Below are 18,435 nucleotides of genomic sequence, written 5' to 3' on the forward strand. Positions count from 1 at the left end.
AACTCAGAACTAACAATCTAACAACTGCCAATTTACATACCACAAATATCCCTAAAGTGATAGCCGACCTCAGACATATTTCTACACTTCCAACTGTAGGGGGATGCTTTAGCTCGTCAATAAGGCGATGCTTGCCATTGGGGGCATGAGTCTAAAACTATACATGGGTTAACTTGCGCCCATGAGCGCGCACCCACCCCTTAACGAGGAATATAGTATGTATCAAAATTTGCCAATAAATCCACAACTGTATAACATCGGGTTCTGGCTGGCTCAAGTGCCAGTAGAGCAGACTACAACTACAAACACAGCAGAAGACGCAGCACTCCTCTATTCCGGGCCGCAATTTTTCATCGCCTTGATAGCTGGAGTGGTACTCGCCTGCGCTTTCCAACTCTTGCTAACAAATTTATCAGTAGCCGCGGGCCTTTCGTACATGGGACAATCCCGCGACGACCGCGACCACCACTCGGATAGCGGCAGTTCCCCAGTCCGCCACATCGGCCGAAAAGTAGGGACTTGGACGCTGATTACCGTCACCGTCGCCCTATTCTTTGCTTGCTTGCTTGCAGTTAAGCTGAGCTTGATTAGCAGTCCCGGTTTAGGTGCGATCGTCGGTTTAGTGGTGTGGGCAACCTATTTCTCAATGCTGGTTTGGGTGAGTTCCACCACCGTCGGTTCCTTGATCGGTTCCGTCGTCAACACCGCCACATCAGGCTTTCAAGCCATTGTCGGCACCGCAGCCTCGGCCCTGGGCGCCAAAGCAGCCAGCAACCAAGTAGTCGCCACAGCCAAAGCAGCAGCAGCAGCAGTGGGCCACGAACTCGGTAGCGCGATCGACCCCACAAGCTTGCGAGAAAACGTCGAAGACTACATCCAAAGCCTCAAACCGCCAGAATTAGACATCAAAGGGATGCGTAGCGAGTTTGAAAAATTGCTCAACGATCCGCAACTAAAAACCATTGCAGCGGAAAATTTGCCGAATCTCGACCGGCAAACTCTCGTAGATTTAGTAAGTTCGCGATCGGACTTATCAAAACGCGACGTAAACCGGATTGTAGACCAACTTCAAGATGCTTGGAAACAAGTAGGAAAACAAGAGCAGCAATCAGACGGCATCGCCCAATTAGTAGACTATCTCAAATCTGCCAAATCGGGAGATTTGGTCTCAGATAAATTGGCAAGTAGGGTAGAAAAAGCCCTCAGCAATCTGCGCGGTCAAAATTCTGGACAAAGCCCGACCATGATGTCCCAAGCAACGACAATGGCAGTCAATGCTTTAATGGGAATAGTATTGGGTCGCACGGATATTTCTGACTTAGATGTTGAAAAAGTAATCGGTCAGCTCAAAGAAGCTAAAGACAAAGTTGGCCAGCAAGCTGATAAAATTACCGCTCAAGTCAAAGGCGAACCCGTAACTTACAGCCCAATTCGCGCCGACGTAGAAAACTACCTACTCAACACTTATTCGTGGCAGATGAACCCCCAAGCCATCGAGCGCGAATTTCGTGACGTGCTCTACGATCCTACAGCCGATCCGGGAACTGTGCGCCGCGAATTAGAAAAACTAAAACAGTCTAATTTTGCGGAAATCTTGGCCAGCCGAGGCGTTTTTACCCAAGACAAAATTAAAGAAATTTCTCAGGAATTAGAAGCAATTAGACAGCGAGTTTTACAAACCGCGATCTTTGCCGAGGAGCAAGAAAAATCTCGCGATTTGCAGTGGCGGGTGGAAACTTATTTGAAGCTGACGCCGAAAGATGAACTGACAGCAACAGCTATCGGGAGCGATTTCAAAAAAATCTTAGAGGACTCCGACGCTAGTTACGAACAGTTGCGCGATCGCCTGTCTCCTTACACCCGCGACAGTTTCGTGCAAATTCTCCGAGGTCGCGAAAACTTCGGATTTCAGGAAGTAGAACAGATTGTTCAAGAGTTGGAAAGGACGCGAGATGTAGTTTTAGCAGATGCTAAAGGTCTGCAAGAAGCAGCGCAAGTCCGACTAGACAACCAGTGGCAAAGAGTGCAAGAATACTTGAAGTCTACGGGCAAAGAAGAACTCAATCCCGAAGGCATCAAGCGCGATTTGAAAACGCTGCTGGACAACCCGGAAGCGGGAATGTGGGCGCTAAGAGCTAGAGCTTCTAGGTTCGATCGCGAAACTTTGGTAAAATTGCTATCTCAGCGGAAAGACCTCAGCGAAGACCAAGTAAATCAGCTTCTCGACAGCGCCGAAGAAACTTGGCACAGCGCAGTGCACGCGCCGCAAAAGTTGGCCCAAAAAGCTAAGGATCAGTACGACCAAACCACAACCGCCCTTGCAGATTACCTCCGCAATACTGGCAAATCAGAACTCAATCCTGAAGGGATTAAGCGGGATTTGACAAAACTGCTGGAAAATCCTAAAGAAGGAGCTTTAGCGCTGCGCGGCCGCCTGTCTCAAGTCGATCGCGATACTTTGGTAAAACTGCTTTCTCAGAGACAAGATTTGAGCGAGGAACAAGTCAATCAAATTATCGATCAAGTGCAGGAAACTCTCGGCTCGATTGTGAAAGCGCCGCGCCGTTTGGCAAAACGGGTGCAAAGCCAAGTGCAAGATTTTCAGAGTGTTTTAGAAGATTATTTGCGTAATACGGGCAAGGATGAATTAAATCCCGAAGCTATCAAGCGCGACTTGCAACTGCTGCTGCATGACCCGAAAGTCGGCGCTTACAGTTTGGGCGAGCGCTTGTCACACATCGATCGAGCTACAGTTGTTTCTCTGCTGTCTCAGCGGCCGGATATTTCTGAAGCAGAAGCCAATCGCATTGTCGATGGAATTTTGTCGGTGCGCGATGAGTTCGCACTGCAAATTCAGAAAATACAGGAGGGTATTCAGTCGGTAATTGACGGGATTCTCGGAAAAATTCGGGATTACCTCAATTCGCTCGATCGCCCTGAACTAAATTACGAAGGCATTACGCGGGACGTGCGGAAGTTATTTGACGACCCGCAAGCCGGATTTGACGCTTTGCGCGATCGGCTGGGTCAGTTCAACCGCGATACTTTAGTAGCACTAATTAGTTCCCGCGAGGACATTTCCGAAGCAGATGCCAACCGCTTGATCGACCAAATTGAGAGAAGCCGCAACAGCGTCTTGCAAAGAGCAGAACGCTTGCAGCAAGAGGCGCAGCTTCGCCTCGAAAGCATCAAATTACAAGCCGAAAAACAAGCCGAAGAAACTCGGAAAGCGGCAGAAGTTGCCTCTTGGTGGCTGTTTTTCACGGCTCTTTCCTCGGCGGCTGCAGCAGCAGGCGCAGGTGCTTTAGCCGTCATCCGATAAAAAAGACTCAAGTTGCGATCGGATTGCCGATAGTGCCTGATATGAGTTTATACTCATATCAGGCACTAATGTGAGTAAAAGATTCGATCGGGGAGTGGGAACGGGTGTTGTATTTAATTTTTTGTACTGTTTAAGGTTATTGGCAAGCCCGCCCCTGTGGTTTTTTTGAATATGGTAAAAACTGTGAATTTATACATTTTAATTAGCAGTTTTGATTCATTCACCATAGATCGGTGAAAATCTTAATTTTGGGATTTCCTAATTGTCTATTTTATTGGCAGATGTAAACGAAAAGTCTGCCGGTATTAATTACTTCTGATAGAGCAATTTTTTTTTAGTTATGAACGTGGTTCAGGCTTGGAGGCAGGATAGGCTTTTGGCCCTATTCCACCACTCCTGCAAGGATTGCTAGAGAACGACAAAAATCAAAACAGCTATTGAAATGAGATCCTTTTGGCAGGCAAAACTCGACGCGCCAGTCCGCTGTCTCCTCAATATTTTTTAGGTACAATAATAGTTAGGGTTCTCAACCCAGCACGCCTGTTCTACAAACCGCCCGCGGGAGCATCTCATATTTGTAAAAACACTGATTCTGGCTCCTGACTTCTGACTTCTGACTCTTTTCTCCTGGCTTCTGACTCCTGACTCCTAAATCCTATTTCTAGCGGAGGGCTGCTTTCATTGAGATGCTCCCCCGCCCGCCGCCCTGGCTGCATCAGTATCAAACGCGAACTATTTTGAGTTCGATCGGCGGTTTATTTTGAAGATGCCGATCGTCAGGTTATAACTTGTAGTTCATAGGTTGTGCATAATATGGAACTAAAGCTGTGAAAATACTACACTGGCTGTGGGGGGCAACATACCGGATACCTTGGAACTACCAAGGGCTTTGCTTTCGTCAGCCTAGAAAAGTCCAAACACGCAGGTCCTGCGATCGCCCATGCTAAACAATCTACGTCTCAAACCTCTCCTGGCTAGTTGCCTAGTAGCACCGTGAGGAGGGCGACGCCATGCAACTCCGAAAAAAAACACTATTAATCATCGGTGCAGCGCTGATCAGCCTGATTGTGGTTCTCTATGCCACTGCATCAACTATTTTGCTGCATGATTTTCACAACCTGGAGGCACAGTACGTCCGCCAGGATGTCGCACGGGCTTTGGACGCATTAGATGACGACTTGTCGAATTTAGACACCAGCGCCCAAGATTACGCCGAGTGGGACGATACTTACTCTTTCGTCGAAACACGGAACAAAAATTTTGTCAAGTCAAATTTCGTCGATTCGACATTTATTTACTTGAGACTAAACTTATTGGTGCTGCTTGACTCCAACGGTAAGACGATCTTCAGCAAAGGTTTCGACCTTAAATCCCAAACCGAAATCCCGATTCCCGAAAGCTTAAAACAGCACTTGATCGAGGCGCTACTAGACTCACCGACAGTCGATGGCGATCGCCGGGCCGCCAAAACAGGCGTCCTCACCCTGCCAGAAGCCAGGCTGCTGATTGCCTCCAAGCCCATCTTCAACAGCAACGCCCAAGGCCCGTCGCGGGGGACGCTGATCTTGGGACGCTACCTCGACAGCAGCGAAATCGGTTTGCTTTCAGAACTGACTCACCTGTCAGTGGATTTTAGATTGCCGAGTTTGGATTTTAAAGTGGGAGCCGCGAACTACTTCGGGCACAGCGCCAAGGCGATGGCTCGCTCTAGGCAGGAGTTGGAAAATGTCAAACTCAAAATTTCCAACCTCAAATCAGCAGAAATTTTAGTCGAGCCACTCAGCGACACCTTAGTCGCAGGATACGCCCTGATTCGCGACATCCACGGCAACCTAGCGTTGCTGCTGCGAGTAGAGACAGATCGCATCATCTACGGCCAAGGTCAGGCGACCTTGGAGCTGTTTACCTTATCAATACTGGCAGTAGGTTTAATATTTAGCGCCATCGCCCTGCTGTTGCTAGAAAGATTAGTCTTAGCGAGATTGGCTTCCTTGAGCACCAGCGTCAGCAACATCGCAGCCAACGGCGACCCAAGCTTGAGAGTTCATATGGCCGGAGCAGATGAACTCGCAAGCTTGGCCGACGGCATCAACCGAATGCTAGAAGCATTGGGCAATTCTCAAGTCGAACGCAATGAAAGCGAAGACCGCTATCGGTTGATGGCCGAAAACTCAACCGACATGATCACCAGACACGACCCCAAAGGCGTGTTTGTTTACGTCTCGCCCGCGAGCCGGGCTTTGCTGGGATACGAACCTTCGGAACTCATCGGCCGCGTCCCCAAGGATTATTTTCACCCCGACGATTTAGAAACCATTGCCAAAGCTCACTGGAAAGTCCTGGCGCTCCCAGTTACTTACACCGTCAGCTACCGCATCCGCCGCAAAGACGGCAAATACATTTGGTTTGAAACCACCGGCCGCACGATCGGCGATCCCCAAACCGGCGAAGTCCAAGAAATTATCGGCATTTCCCGCGACATCAGCGTGCGGAAACAAACAGAACAAGAACTGCGAGAAAGCGAAGCTGCAATCAAAGCTTTGTACCAAGTGACTTCGGCTCCCCGTACAGACCCGCTCAACCACCTCTCTACATTTGATTTGCGCCTCCAAGAACTGCTGGCAATGGGATGTCGGCATTTAGGGCTGTCGGTGGGAATTTTGTCCTGCATTCAAGGTGACAACTATCAAATAAGGGCTGTGGAGTGTCCCGACGGGTCGATCGTCAAAGACCAAATCTACGATCTGGAAAAAACTTTCTGCGTCGCTACGGCAATGGCAAAAGAACCGATTTACTTTGAGTCGGTGCGATTTTCGGGTTTGTCCTTCAACACGGACGATCGAGCTTTCCCCATCGAAGCTTACATGGGCATTCCCGTCACGGTGGCAGGTGAAGTTTACGGCACTCTGTGCTTCTTTTCTCCGACTCCTGTGACAGAACCGTTCCGAGCTGTAGACAGAGAGTTGATGAAACTGATGGCTCAGTGGGTGGGAAGCGAACTCGAACGCCAGCAAACCGACGTAGATTTGGCAAAAGCTCGCGATCAAGCACTGGCGGCTACTAGAGCCAAAAGCGAGTTTTTAGCCACCATGAGCCACGAAATTCGCACTCCGATGAATGGAGTCATCGGCATGACCGGTTTGCTGCTGGATACCCCCTTAACTCGCGAACAGCGCGATTTTGTAGAAACTATCCGCAGCAGCGGCGATGCCTTGCTGACGCTGATCAACGATATTCTAGATTTCTCGAAAATTGAGTCGGGCAAATTGGACTTGGAGGAACATCCGTTTGACATCCGCACTTGCATTGAGGAATCTCTAGACTTGGTAGCTGCCAAGGCGGCAGAAAAAAAACTGGAAGTGGGTTACTTGATCGATCGTACAGTACCCGCAACGGCGATCGGCGATAGCACCCGCTTGAGGCAAATTTTAATCAACTTGCTCAGTAATGCTGTTAAATTTACCGACGCGGGAGAAGTGGTGGTTTCGGTGACGGCCAAAAAGATTTCAGTGCCGGCGGCCAACTCTAAAGAACCGCCATTAATTGCTGGCGAACCGCTAGCAATTAACCCAGCATACGAAATACAATTTGCGGTCAAAGATACCGGTATAGGCATTCCGAGCGATCGCATGGATCGGCTATTTAAATCTTTCAGCCAGGTTGATTCTTCAACGAGCCGGCAGTACGGCGGTACCGGATTGGGTTTGGCAATTAGCAAGCGTTTGGCCGAAATGATGGGCGGCCGGATGTGGGTGGAAAGTATGGGTAATCTGGCGGGCAAACCTCCCGCAGATTTTAAATCGGCAGTTTTAGATTTGGGATGGGCAGAATCTTGCGAAATTGCCGAAAAAAATGGCTATGCCAAATCTGTACTGAGCAACAAGCCGATCGGCCAAAATACGAAATCCGTTGGCTCTACTTTTTATTTTAGTACGATCGTGTCTGGCTGCAACAGTTCCTTACCAGTTAACTTGAGCAATTCTCAACCTGAATTAGCTGGCAAGAGAGTGTTAATTGTCGATGACAATGCTACCAACCGGAGAATTTTGACTCTCCAAGCTCAGTCTTGGGGAATGGTAGCTAGGGCTTCAGCTTCGGCTCGTTTGGCTTTAGATTGGTTGGCTGCTAAAGAGATGTTTGACTTGGCAGTTTTGGATATGCAAATGCCGGAAATGGACGGGTTGGCTTTAGCGGCGCAAATTCGCCAGTATCCTGATTGCGAAAAGTTGCCGTTAGTGATGCTAACTTCGATCGGCAGGCAAGAAATTAACTCTCCTGCTATGGAGATGGATTTTGCTGCTTTTTTGAATAAACCCATCAAACAATCTCAGCTTTACAATGTTTTAATCAATATTTTTGGAGAACAGACAACTGAATTTAAAGGGCAGCGCACCAGCGGGCCTTTCTTGCAAACCATACCCGTGCTGGCCGAGAACTTACCCCTGCGGATTCTGTTGGCGGACGATCATTTGGTGAATCAGAAGGTGGCTTTGCAAATTTTACAGCGGATGGGGTATCGCGCGGATGTGGCGGGAAACGGTATCGAAGTGCTCGAAGCTTTGCGCCGCCAGCCTTACGATGTGGTGCTGATGGATGTGCAAATGCCGGAAATGGACGGACTCGAAACTACCCGCCGCATCCGCGAGCAATTTTCAGCAGATTTAACTTTAGAAAATCACACGGGAGAATCAGAAGTTTCCGCAACAGATGAGCAATCTCCAAATCGAAAATCGAAAATCGAAAATCGAAAATCGACAGACGAGGAATCTCACAATCGAAAATCAAAAATCGAAAATCGAAAATCGACAGACGAGGAATCTCACAATCGAAAATCGAAAATCGAAAATCGAAAATCGACTGAGGAATCTCACAATCGAAAATCGAAAATCGAAAATCGAAAATCGACGAGGCCTTGGATTGTGGCGATGACGGCAAATGCGATGCAGGGCGATCGCGAAGAGTGTATGGCTGCGGGGATGGACGACTATTTGAGCAAGCCGATCGCAATTGAGCAGTTGGTGCGAGCTTTGATCGCTTGTAAAACTCGATCGAACTCCGCATTCGATCGTCTGCAGCCGATCGTTTGTTTGGATGCCCCGGCGGAACAGATCGAAGAAACGAGTGAATTACAAGTGCGATCGAATGTGGCTGTTGCGGGAAATCCACAACTGACAATTCCCAATTCGCCCGCAGTCGTCGATTGTGCTGCATCAAATCTCGATCGGGCTTTGTCACACAGCCACGATTCCTTGAGTCCCAAGATTATAGAGGGACTGCGAGAAGTGGAAGCTTTGGACGAGGCGATCGAGATTTACCTCGAAACAGCTCCCGAACTGCTGCGAGGCATCTCTATGGCTCTGTGCAACGCCGATCCGCTGGCTTTGCGGCGATCGGCTCACTCTTTAAAGTCGATTAGCGGTACTCTCGGTGCTTTTCGCTTGTTTGAGCTGTGCGAGGAACTCGAAATCATGGGCCGCATGGGAACAAATGCTAACCAGCCTTTACCCGATCCGGCCTGCGCGCTTTTAGAACAGCTTGAGGCGGAATATCAAAGAGTCGAAGCGGCGTTAAAAATAGAAATGCAGTACAGCGAAACAAGGACAGAATAATTAACAGGTGATCGGCCCGGGCACATCTAAATTTTACAGTTAAGTTTGATGAACTTCTTGTGGGGTGTCCCGCCAGCCCAAAAATAGAATCTAGAGGCCCAACAGCTTAACTAACTATTCTTAGTCGGTGGGGGCGGGTTTTTGAGATGGTTTGTTTTAGACAGTGATGGTTGATAAAACCCGCCCCCACGATTACAAGCTGTAGCGATCGGCTAAATCTCTGGCCGCTTGTCGGTGTTTTTCTACCAAACTCGGCGGGGAAAGCACTTGAGCGCTATCCATATATCTGTTCACCCACAGACTAAATTCGTTCAAGGAGCGATCGGGCAAATCGATCTGATAATCCACATAAAGCATTTTGCCAAAACTATCCCTCGGGCCTTCTTTAATCTTTTGTCGCGGATGCCGCCGATCGCCCTCTAATATAAATCCCACTACTTTCTCAAAAAATCGCACTTTCACTTTTTCTAACTTCAGTTGACCCTGCAATTCTGCCTGCTGTTGCTCTGGCTTACCCAAGAACAGTCCCCAGCCGTTTTTTAACAACTTTTGAGCGATTTTCAAACGGTGTTCCTGTACGGCTAAACCGCGCCCTTCTACATCGATAATTTCGCAGCAGTCACTAAAGCGATTCACCCGTTCTACGCTCAAATGCCCGTTGTCGCAAGATTCGCAAATCATGTACCAGGCGATATCGTGATAGATCAGTTGCAGGGGCCAAATTCGCCGGAAACCGACTTTGCCTTTACCGTAATAATCATCTTGACGGTAAAGTTCGATCGCCTGGCCTCGAACAATGGCTGTTTCTACGATATCTAGTTTGTGAAATAGGGTATTGCGATATTCTTGGCGATCGAGCATTTCTACAGGATCGGTGTAAATAATCGCACGATTTAGTTGTTCGCGAACGGGATAGAACAATTGACCTTTGAGCTCGATATCCAATCCGCGCAACAGTTTAGTGAGTTTTTCGCAAATTTTGCGGGCTTGGGGATTTCCCTGATATTTGGCTTGAGATGCTATTGCTTGAAATGCGAATAGTAGTTCTTCGCGATTCATTGCGCCGGTACCGAGATAGTAGCCGAAGCGATACATTCGTTTGTCGAGGATTCCGTAGTGACGCAAAGTTTCTAAGTCTTTGCGAATTGTGGGAGTGGCGGGATAGTTTTCCGGAAATTCGATGTTGAATTCGGCGGCAATTTTCTGTAATTGAGATTGAACTTCTAGCAAGGCATCGTGATATTTAGTGTCGGATGTTTCGGTTTCAGAGTGTCCGATTCCGGGATGGTTTACTAATGTGGCGATGAGGAGCATGATGCGATCGAACGTCAGTTTGTCTGCATAGGGGTGAGGGGTCGGTTTTTTTGCCATGAGGGGTGTATGGGGTAACTTACGGAAAAGTCAAGTAAAAGACAATATTGACATAAAAATATATAAATGTCTGAAAAGCTTTATTTAGCTAGCTGTAGGTTTCGCAATAAGTTTGATAAATATTGTGAATTTGGAGCGCTGAGGCAGGCTCGACTGATATAGTAAGTTGAGTCGGACTTAAGCAGTTGCCTACTTGGGACGCAGCAGCACTCCGGTGGGCATGGCCCGCCTTACAAATTGAATCTATGTCTGAATACACTGCGATTAGTTTTGCGCCAGTTCAAGGTTTTATCGAGAAATCCCGCAAACTCCGAGATTTATTTGGGGCTTCACTGATTCTGTCTTATCTGAGTTACAAGCTAGTACAGCAAGCCGAAAAATCAGGTTTAAATGTCATTTCTCCCGGTTCCCCGAACATCCAGAAAGGAATGCCCAATCGAATCCTTCTGAAAGGGAAAGGGGAATTTTCCAGGAATGACGTGACAAATACCCTTCAGAAGTCATGGCAAGAAATATTAAATGAATGTCGAGTTTGGATAGAACGAGAAGTACCTCCTAAAGAAGAATACTTTTGGCAGCAAGAGTGGATGCGATGGGGTTTGTACACTTGGGAGATATTTTGGGGACACGGAGATTCGATAGAATCTGCGATGAAGAATCTAGAAACTCGCAAATTGCGTCGTGATTGGACGGCAATTAACTGGATTGGCGACAGTTCGAGTTTGACTGGCACGGATGCGATCGCCTGGCCGCGTTTAGGTTTAGAACATCGAGAACCAGGGCGGCAGCTATCCCATACAGAAAAAGCTGAACTTAAGGATTTCTATCAACGTCTTTCCTGTGTCTTAGAAAATCTTCCGCCAGATGGCGAACCCGAAGGAAAATTTCTTGCACCTAATGAAAGATTGAGCATTCCTGAGTTAGTTAAGCGGTTAGTTACTCGCGACGAAGATATTGCCAGAAACATTGGGATATCTCCGCTTGAAGCAGGATTTAGCGACATTATTCGTGAACCAGAACACTGGACTGGTTGGTTTATGGGAGATGGCGATAAAGTTGGCAAAAAACTTCAGGAAATTGCTCAAAAAGAAGGAGATGAAGGTCTAAACAAGTTCAGCGAGGCCATGCGGGCTTGGGGAGAAAATTTTATCAAGAATTTCCCCAAAGACCAAGGGCGGATTGTTTATGCCGGCGGTGACGACTTCCTTGGGGTAATTTACAGCAGCCAACGCGAAAATCCCCCAGAACCTATAGAGGCATTAGAATGGTTAATGGGATTGTCCGATGAATGGAAAAAGCACGGACAGGATATTAACCTAAGTGTTGGTTTTGTTTGGGCTGGTCATAGGGTGCCGCAGCGAGATATTCTTCAACACTGTCGAGAAGCCGAAAAACGGGCGAAAAGTTTGGGGCGCGATCGCGTTACAATTCGAGTAGTTTTTAACAGCGGTCAATACGTGCAGTGGACTTGTCCTTGGGATTATTTGCACATTCTCAAACAATACAAAGACCGGGACGGCAAAAGCTGGTATCAAAAGCCGAACTGGAGTCATGTTTACAAAGATTTAGCTCATCTCAAAAATCGTCATGCTATTAGTTTTAATCCCCAGGAAAACAGCCCCAACGATGAATTAGCTTTAGCTATTTTTCAACTTTACTTTCAAGACGAGAAGAACTTAGAAAAAAACTGGAAGCACATCGTCGGCGATTACCCAAATCCAGAACAATCCAAACAAATTATTTACTGGATTAGTGACCTAATAAATGTGGGATGGCAGCTATGTTCAAATATCTCATCACTATAAGTCCTTTAGGATTTATGTACGGGAGTTCTGGCGGATTTTTATCGCCCGAAAATCTAGTCGGACGTTCTGGGGCAAAATTCCCCCCAGAAGCAGCTACTCTCTCTGGTCTATTTTTCAGCACCAACAAAGTTAAGTCCTATATTTCTCCAAAAGAACTTAGTGATAATTTGTGTGTCGCTGGCCCATTCTGGGCAAAATCAGACGCTCCTGAATACTTTTACGTCCCCATTCCTTGGCACAAAATTATTTCTAAAAAAGGCGTGGATGAATGGAAAATGAAATCGGGGAAATGGCATCGCGAATCAGAAGATTTAGATCCTGAGTATAGTTGGCAAACCGTTAATTCTTGGGTAAATAAGACTGCTGCTATTAAGAAAAATGACGATGTTGCCGATATTCCTTGGAAATACGTCCCTATCTTGCACCCCAAAACAAAAGATGACGAACGCTGTACTTTAGCAGAAGATGGTTTGTTTTTAGAAAATTCCGTGCAGATGGATGATGAATTTTGTCTAGTTTATCTCTCAACTCATCCTTTAGCAGATGGTTGGTATCGCTTTGGTGGCGAAAATCATTTAGTAGAAATCAAGAGTGTTTTACTGGATGAGGACAGTCCAATTGTCAAACTTTTACGCCAACCAATTCAGCGCTCATTTGCTTTGATAACACCGGGAGTTTGGGGCTCTAACAAGTTTTCATACCGCTATCCCAAAAATGAATATTTTTCCCAAAAACGACCGGAGATGCTCACAGATAAACCCATTTCCTATCGCTACCGCGCGAAAGGACAAATGGGACGGGGACGCTATGCAGTTCCTCCCGGAACAGTCTATCTTCTCAGAGAACCTTTAGATAAAACTTGGTGGGAATTTCCCGAAAATTGGTTTCCCAAAGAAGGTTTTAGCCTGAAACAAGTTGGATGCGGTTTGTGTTTGCCCATTGAAATTCAAGGAGTTGAATAATGTACAAAAAAGCTTACGGTATTATTGAAACCCTTGCTCCTGTTCATGTGGGAGCAACGGCTGGTGAAGAAAGCGGCAACTTAAACTTAATTTGCCGCGACCAGTTTACTCAAACTGGCATTATTCCCGGTAGTTCGATTCGGGGAAGATTGCGATCGGAAATCCGCCGTAGTCTGGGAGAAGCTGAAGCTAATAAATGGTACGGTCAGGAAGCCGAATCTGGGAAACCAGACAGTACCACTGAGTCTGTAGTTAAGTTTGAATATGCTTCGCTGCTGTGGTTGCCAGTATTTTGTCCCGGTCAACCAATTGTTTGGGTAACTTGCCCTCGTTTGCTGAAACGCTATCAGCGAATTGCTGGAGATTATGTCAAGCTAAAAGATGGTACATCTCTCAAATCCGCTAAACCTCCAGCTAATTATACAGGTTCTCAAACCTTAAAAGCTCTCGACATAAATGGCAAACCAAAGCTATTTTTTAACTTTGGCTTTTTAACTGTTGAGAAAACTCAGGATTTGTCTGCTTGGTTTCCTTTAGGAGAGGAATTGCCAGCCGTTGTTGTGGCTGACGATGAAATTGCCATGATTCACGATATGGCCTTATATCGTCAGAGTCGAGTTGCCTTAGACAAAGAGGAAAAAAAGGCTAAAAAAGGAGCTTTTTTTAATACAGAAGCTTTGCCAGAAGGCACAATTTTAGTATTTCCGATCGCCCTCAAGGAAAACCAAGAGACATGGCAACCTTTTGGCGCGTCTACTGGCACAGATATTTATCTCGGCGGTTTAGAATCAATTGGTTTCGGTCACTGCTATCTAACCTTAAAGGAGGTATAATTTATGGCTTGGGAATCTTACAAATTAGACCAAGAGGCTCACGATTTAGTTGTCAAATATCGTGACAAAAAAGACGCTCTCAATCAAGCATACAAAATGCGTGTTGCAGTTGCTTACGGTTTAGAGCGATTTTGGGGAGAACAGTTTCGGTTAGTCAAGGATCGAGATAAGGCTGATTATTGGCGGGATACTTGGAAGGCGCTAGTCAAAATTATGGCAAATGCGGGTGTTAAAATTCCCAATGATAATGTCAGTTCTGACGATACAGCAGCCATTAAAATTATGGCCAATAAATTGTGGGAGTTTCCTGTAGAACAGCGCAAAGTAGCTATAGCTGTGCTGACTCAACTTTGTGACAGTATGGTGTGGTGGACTCAACGTTATAAGCCTACTAAGAATAATGGCAATAATGGAGGTGAAGAAGATGAGTGATAGCGATCGCGTTCCTTTGATGTTTCGCTCTCAATTGGAAGGAAGGGGCAAAATTCAGTACGCCGGCGATGCTGGTCCCGCTTCTGAATGGGTGCAACAGTGGTTAGAATGCTGTCCTCCCGTCCCCGAAAGCGCCGATGAAAGCGTTCCCCTTTACAAACGAGGTCGAACTAAATCACCCGTAAAAATGCCTGAATTCGGGCAAGGAGTAGAAACAAAACAATACACCATTAGCTGGCGTTTAGTTACAAACAGTGGACAAGATGAAGGCGTCATTCGACCCATAATTGGCGCGAAAGGTTTGCCATTTTATCCTGGTTCTAGCATGAAAGGGGCTTTTTGGCGATCGTGTCCTCCTGAAAAACGAGAAGGATACTGCGGGGGAGAGGTTGTAGAGGACGGACAGCGTAGTGCAAAACCAGGAATTTTGCGCTTTCACGGCGGCTTCCCCGCTGATATGTCTTGGGGAGAAAAAGAGCGTTTAGTCGATGTCGTTCACTCTCAGCAAAAGCGCCAAGTGATGGAAAATGCCGTCACCAGCGCTAACGTGCAAATCTCGCTTTATCAGTGTAAACTACAATTTGGAATTTCCAGCAACAAGCAGCTTGGAAAACAAGAATGGGAAGAAATTTGGCAAATTTGGGAAAAAGCTTTAGGGCACGGAATTGGTTCTAGGGTAAGTGCAGGCTACGGCCGCATGGCAGAGGTAGAAAGCGCCGATCGCATCTTACTTTCTGTCAATTTGAGCGGCTGCGGATTAACGTCGCAACTACTGAATAGAACCCCAGAATTTCGACCCAATATGTTTAAAGCTGCCCTGCGGGGTCATACTTTGCGGTTGTTGGCAGGGGTCACAGATGCCAATACAGCACAACTGTTAACCAAAAAACTTTGGGGAGGAATTGTTGAAACACGCGATGATACAGGGGCAATTATCGGGCAGTTGGGGATTAACTTTACTGCTGAGGAACTCGATTTTGGTGAACACAAATATTATCCGACGAGGAATCCGGTAGTCATGCCAACTTACGCTTTACAGGCAGGAATACTGGACATTGTGAATCTAAATAATAGGTATCCGCAGAAGGAATTAAAAAAGTTTGTCACTTATTTAATTAAATTTTCTCTCTTGCTTGGCGGTTTTGGCAAGTCGTGGCGGCGGGTCGATCACAGCCTGTTTTTCCCTGAGTATTTTAAGAGAAATGACAAACCTGCGATCGGCTGCCACTGGAAGTTTAATGAAAGTTCAAAAAATTTGTACGTCACGGCTGCTAATCCTGACCTCAGCAATATTACTAAATTTCTGGCAGAGGGTCAGCAGAGAGCAATAGAATGGTTAACAGTTAATCATTTAGAACCTAGTCATCAGGTTATGGCTTGGCGTGAAGTCTGGCATCCCGAAAAAGTGGAAGTTTGGGGAAGAATCGCTGAGGATCAGCATAGCAGCGAAGCAATTAAATGGTTTCACGGGCCGTACTCAAAAAATCAGTCTATTAAGCAAAGCGATTTGACGGGAAAACTAAATAACATCGGTCGCATTTGGCACCGGATGTATCCCCGCTATCTCACAACTAAAAACGGAGAATTAAGACAAAAAAGGCAAGAGTATGTAGAGCTTTTGACCATTTTTCCAGATAAATCGGACAAAACTCAAGATTTTCTTGAGTTTTTACAGAATCAGAGCGACTTTATCAAACTTTGGCCAACTGAGGAATAATTATGAATATCTGGATTGTGACAACTGGCAGCAGCGATGTCAAGCTCAAAACTGATGACAATTGGGGTAGTTTGTTCAAAAAGGTGAGAAGTCAATTATACGATCGCCGTTTTGTACCTACACGACCGCCGAATACTGATGATGACGAACCTTTCATTGTACCAGCTAGAGCGATGGGGATGGTTTATGGCAGCCAGTTAACAGATGAATATTATGAGGATTTGCACTTTCCGCTTCTTGATGCTTTTTCGGCTAAGCTGTTAGAGAAAGGTAAAACAAATCCTGACCAAATAATCTTGATTATGACCGATCAGAAAGCCGTTTTTGATGAGGAAGATAGGAGAGTAGAGAAAAGTCCTTATTGGCAGGATACTTGCACGCTCAAACCAATATTTGAGCAATATTTTAAGAAAAAATTTCCTAAAATTGAATCAATTGATTACTTAGAATTGAAACCTAAATCCAAAGATGAGGGGTTAGATAGTTGGAATAAAGCACTGTTTCTGGTTCAACAAGCTTTGTCGAGTTTGGATTTAGATAAAAGTGCAAACTTTTATGTCAGTCATCAAGCTGGAACTCCGGCAATTTCTTCGGCAGTTCAATTTGAAACCTTAGCAAAGTTTGGTAAAAAAGTCAAGTTTTTGGTTAGCAACGAGTATGAACCAGATTTAGCCAAAAAGGGTGATTTCATAGAAAGCTCTACTTATTTACAGGGGATGCAAGTTCAAGAAGCAAAAGCGCTATTAAGTCGTTATGACTATTTGGGAGTAGAGCGCATTTTAAAACCTTACTGGAAAGATTCTTCCGATCCGCTATTGCTGGAAATCCGTGATTTATTAGCAATGGCTGTACAGTGGAATTTTGCTAAGTTTGAAGATTTTGGCAAGGCTAGGGGAGATGTTGCAAAGGAGCGTTTGAATCAGTGGTGGTGGACTGGCTATGAGGCTGCTTATTTAGGAGTTATCCGTCTTAGACAGGGTAACACGGTTGAGGCTCTATTTCACAGTTTTCGCGCTGTGGAAGGATCGATCAAAGAATGGGCATTAGACAAGTATAAGCCACAAATTAAATACTCTAATCCCAATCAACCAAGTACAGCATATATCCATGATGTGAATCTGCCTCAAAATTTACGGTCTTGGTTTAATGCCAATAAAAATGAGCAGTACAATAGTGTGGGCTTGTTTGGTAAATCACTATTTACTTTACTTGAAAAATCCGATCAAAATAAATGGAATCAAGATTCTCACATTAAAGTAGTGGCTGCTAATACTATAGATGAAAGAAATTTTATTTTTCATTCTTTGCGTGGCTTGCAGGAAAAAGATGTGTTCAAGGCTTGGAATACTGATAGTCGAGAACAATGGGAAGCTAGGGTTTTAGGCTGTTTGAATTTTGTTTCACCGCAAAGCTTTGTTTCGTTAAAGTCAGCAAGTTTGATGGCGAAAGTGCATGATGAATTGGTAGCTGCGCTCGCCCGTTACGAACTGCAAACATAAAATCGACTATCTATCTCCAACAGATTCACCACTCCGCCAGGTTTTAAACCCCAGGCGGACTAAGGGACTTAACTAAAATTTTTACCTTCAGCGTGCATCGACAACCAAACTGTAGCATCCATATTCAACACAAAATAGCCCAACTATGTACATCACATCCCGCGCACCTACAATCCGGAACATTTCCCTAGCCACCCTCAAGGGCACTATCACTCTCATCTCCCCACTCGCCGAAATGTGCTGAAGTTAGCACTTTTTTATTGAGTTTGGGAGGCTAATCTAGCCCATATCGACGCACCTCCCTTTGTTTGTGTAACCCTTATGGTTTGGTTGAGGTGCGTCGATGCTTTGCAGGGATTGAGTTTGAGGCTTATAGTTCGATGCTTTTTATCGTTTACCTGTGCTATATTTTAGCGGTGCGTCGATTTGACGGCTGAATCCCTCTCTGGGTATGGTCTCTGCGGCGAACTCTCCCCACTCGCTGGGGAAACTAATTGAATGGAAACTACTTGAAAGTATTGTAACCATCACAAATGTTAGTCTCCCCACTCGCTGGGGAAACTAATTGAATGGAAACTCCACTATTTTCGTATTAATTCTAGCAGGATTAACTCCCCACTCGCTGGGGAAACTAATTGAATGGAAACATTAAAACTAGCTAGATGTCAGAGAGCCAGTTTTAGCTCCCCACTCGCTGGGGAAACTAATTGAATGGAAACCTATGACAATTTTTGCTGTTTCTTTTGGGATGATAAGCTCCCCACTCGCTGGGGAAACTAATTGAATGGAAACGCACCTTTGCCAGGTTAGCGGCAACTAACACAGTATCCTCCCCACTCGCTGGGGAAACTAATTGAATGGAAACCGCCATGGGAGGCGAGAAGT

General features: G+C 45.9%; 9 protein-coding genes and 1 CRISPR repeat array (1 of these 10 only partly in view). Of the genes, 8 read left to right on the forward strand and 1 reads right to left on the reverse strand.

Annotation, left to right across the window (positions count from 1 at the left end; all coding sequences use genetic code 11):
- Positions 1 to 217: 217 nt before the first annotated feature.
- Together OSC7112_RS02625 and OSC7112_RS02630 are read left to right on the forward strand one after the other, a co-directional pair.
- Complete coding sequence (locus OSC7112_RS02625; RefSeq protein WP_041622872.1) at positions 218 to 3,322, forward strand: hypothetical protein; 3,105 nt, start codon at positions 218 to 220, stop codon at positions 3,320 to 3,322.
- Positions 3,323 to 4,332: 1,010 nt separating this feature from the next.
- On the forward strand, positions 4,333 to 8,931 hold the full coding sequence (locus OSC7112_RS02630; RefSeq protein WP_015174440.1) for a response regulator: 4,599 nt from the start codon (positions 4,333 to 4,335) through the stop codon (positions 8,929 to 8,931).
- A 192-nt stretch (positions 8,932 to 9,123) separates the two neighbouring features.
- Here the strand turns inward: OSC7112_RS02630 and OSC7112_RS02635 are convergent, their stop codons facing one another.
- Positions 9,124 to 10,302 (reverse strand): helix-turn-helix transcriptional regulator, encoded by a 1,179-nt coding sequence (locus OSC7112_RS02635; protein WP_015174441.1) that lies wholly within the window; start codon positions 10,300 to 10,302, stop codon positions 9,124 to 9,126.
- A gap of 245 nt (positions 10,303 to 10,547) precedes the next feature.
- On the opposite strand from OSC7112_RS02635, the gene OSC7112_RS02640 reads away from it, so the two are divergent.
- Genes OSC7112_RS02640 through OSC7112_RS02665 form a run of 6 tightly spaced genes read left to right on the forward strand, consistent with a single transcriptional unit; the run spans position 10,548 to position 17,550 of the window.
- Entirely contained in the window at positions 10,548 to 12,107 is a 1,560-nt protein-coding gene (locus OSC7112_RS02640; RefSeq protein WP_041622339.1) for a Cas10/Cmr2 second palm domain-containing protein, read from the forward strand.
- A complete protein-coding gene (locus OSC7112_RS02645; protein WP_015174443.1) occupies positions 12,083 to 13,069 on the forward strand; it encodes a type III-B CRISPR module-associated Cmr3 family protein in 987 nt (328 codons plus the stop codon). Before OSC7112_RS02640 ends, OSC7112_RS02645 begins: the two co-directional genes overlap by 25 nt.
- Positions 13,069 to 13,902: a type III-B CRISPR module RAMP protein Cmr4 gene (gene cmr4, locus OSC7112_RS02650; protein ID WP_015174444.1), complete on the forward strand. Its 834-nt coding sequence runs from the start codon at positions 13,069 to 13,071 to the stop codon at positions 13,900 to 13,902. The genes OSC7112_RS02645 and cmr4 overlap by 1 nt, the downstream gene beginning before the upstream one ends.
- Before the next feature lie 3 nt (positions 13,903 to 13,905).
- Complete coding sequence (locus OSC7112_RS02655) at positions 13,906 to 14,334, forward strand: hypothetical protein (RefSeq protein WP_015174445.1); 429 nt, start codon at positions 13,906 to 13,908, stop codon at positions 14,332 to 14,334.
- A complete protein-coding gene (locus OSC7112_RS02660; RefSeq protein WP_015174446.1) occupies positions 14,327 to 16,051 on the forward strand; it encodes a hypothetical protein in 1,725 nt (574 codons plus the stop codon). The genes OSC7112_RS02655 and OSC7112_RS02660 overlap by 8 nt, the downstream gene beginning before the upstream one ends.
- Positions 16,052 to 16,053: 2 nt before the next feature.
- A complete protein-coding gene (locus tag OSC7112_RS02665; RefSeq protein ID WP_015174447.1) occupies positions 16,054 to 17,550 on the forward strand; it encodes a hypothetical protein in 1,497 nt (498 codons plus the stop codon).
- A 470-nt stretch (positions 17,551 to 18,020) separates the two neighbouring features.
- Positions 18,021 to 18,435: direct repeats of the CRISPR family, unit length 36 nt; unit sequence CTCCCCACTCGCTGGGGAAACTAATTGAATGGAAAC (it continues 1,020 nt past the right edge of the window).

It is taken from the genome of Oscillatoria nigro-viridis PCC 7112 (assembly GCF_000317475.1).
GTDB classification, from domain to species: Bacteria; Cyanobacteriota; Cyanobacteriia; order Cyanobacteriales; family Microcoleaceae; genus Microcoleus; species Microcoleus nigroviridis.

What these genes read in the sequence shown, in the direction of transcription:
- OSC7112_RS02625 (WP_041622872.1), top strand. Translation starts at nt 218, where the DNA reads ATGTATCAAAATTTGCCAATAAATCCACAACTGTATAACATCGGGTTC.
- OSC7112_RS02630 (WP_015174440.1), top strand. Translation starts at nt 4,333, where the DNA reads ATGCAACTCCGAAAAAAAACACTATTAATCATCGGTGCAGCGCTGATC.
- OSC7112_RS02635 (WP_015174441.1), bottom strand. Translation starts at nt 10,302, where the DNA reads ATGGCAAAAAAACCGACCCCTCACCCCTATGCAGACAAACTGACGTTC.
- OSC7112_RS02640 (WP_041622339.1), top strand. Translation starts at nt 10,548, where the DNA reads ATGTCTGAATACACTGCGATTAGTTTTGCGCCAGTTCAAGGTTTTATC.
- OSC7112_RS02645 (WP_015174443.1), top strand. Translation starts at nt 12,083, where the DNA reads ATGTTCAAATATCTCATCACTATAAGTCCTTTAGGATTTATGTACGGG.
- cmr4 (WP_015174444.1), top strand. Translation starts at nt 13,069, where the DNA reads ATGTACAAAAAAGCTTACGGTATTATTGAAACCCTTGCTCCTGTTCAT.
- OSC7112_RS02655 (WP_015174445.1), top strand. Translation starts at nt 13,906, where the DNA reads ATGGCTTGGGAATCTTACAAATTAGACCAAGAGGCTCACGATTTAGTT.
- OSC7112_RS02660 (WP_015174446.1), top strand. Translation starts at nt 14,327, where the DNA reads ATGAGTGATAGCGATCGCGTTCCTTTGATGTTTCGCTCTCAATTGGAA.
- OSC7112_RS02665 (WP_015174447.1), top strand. Translation starts at nt 16,054, where the DNA reads ATGAATATCTGGATTGTGACAACTGGCAGCAGCGATGTCAAGCTCAAA.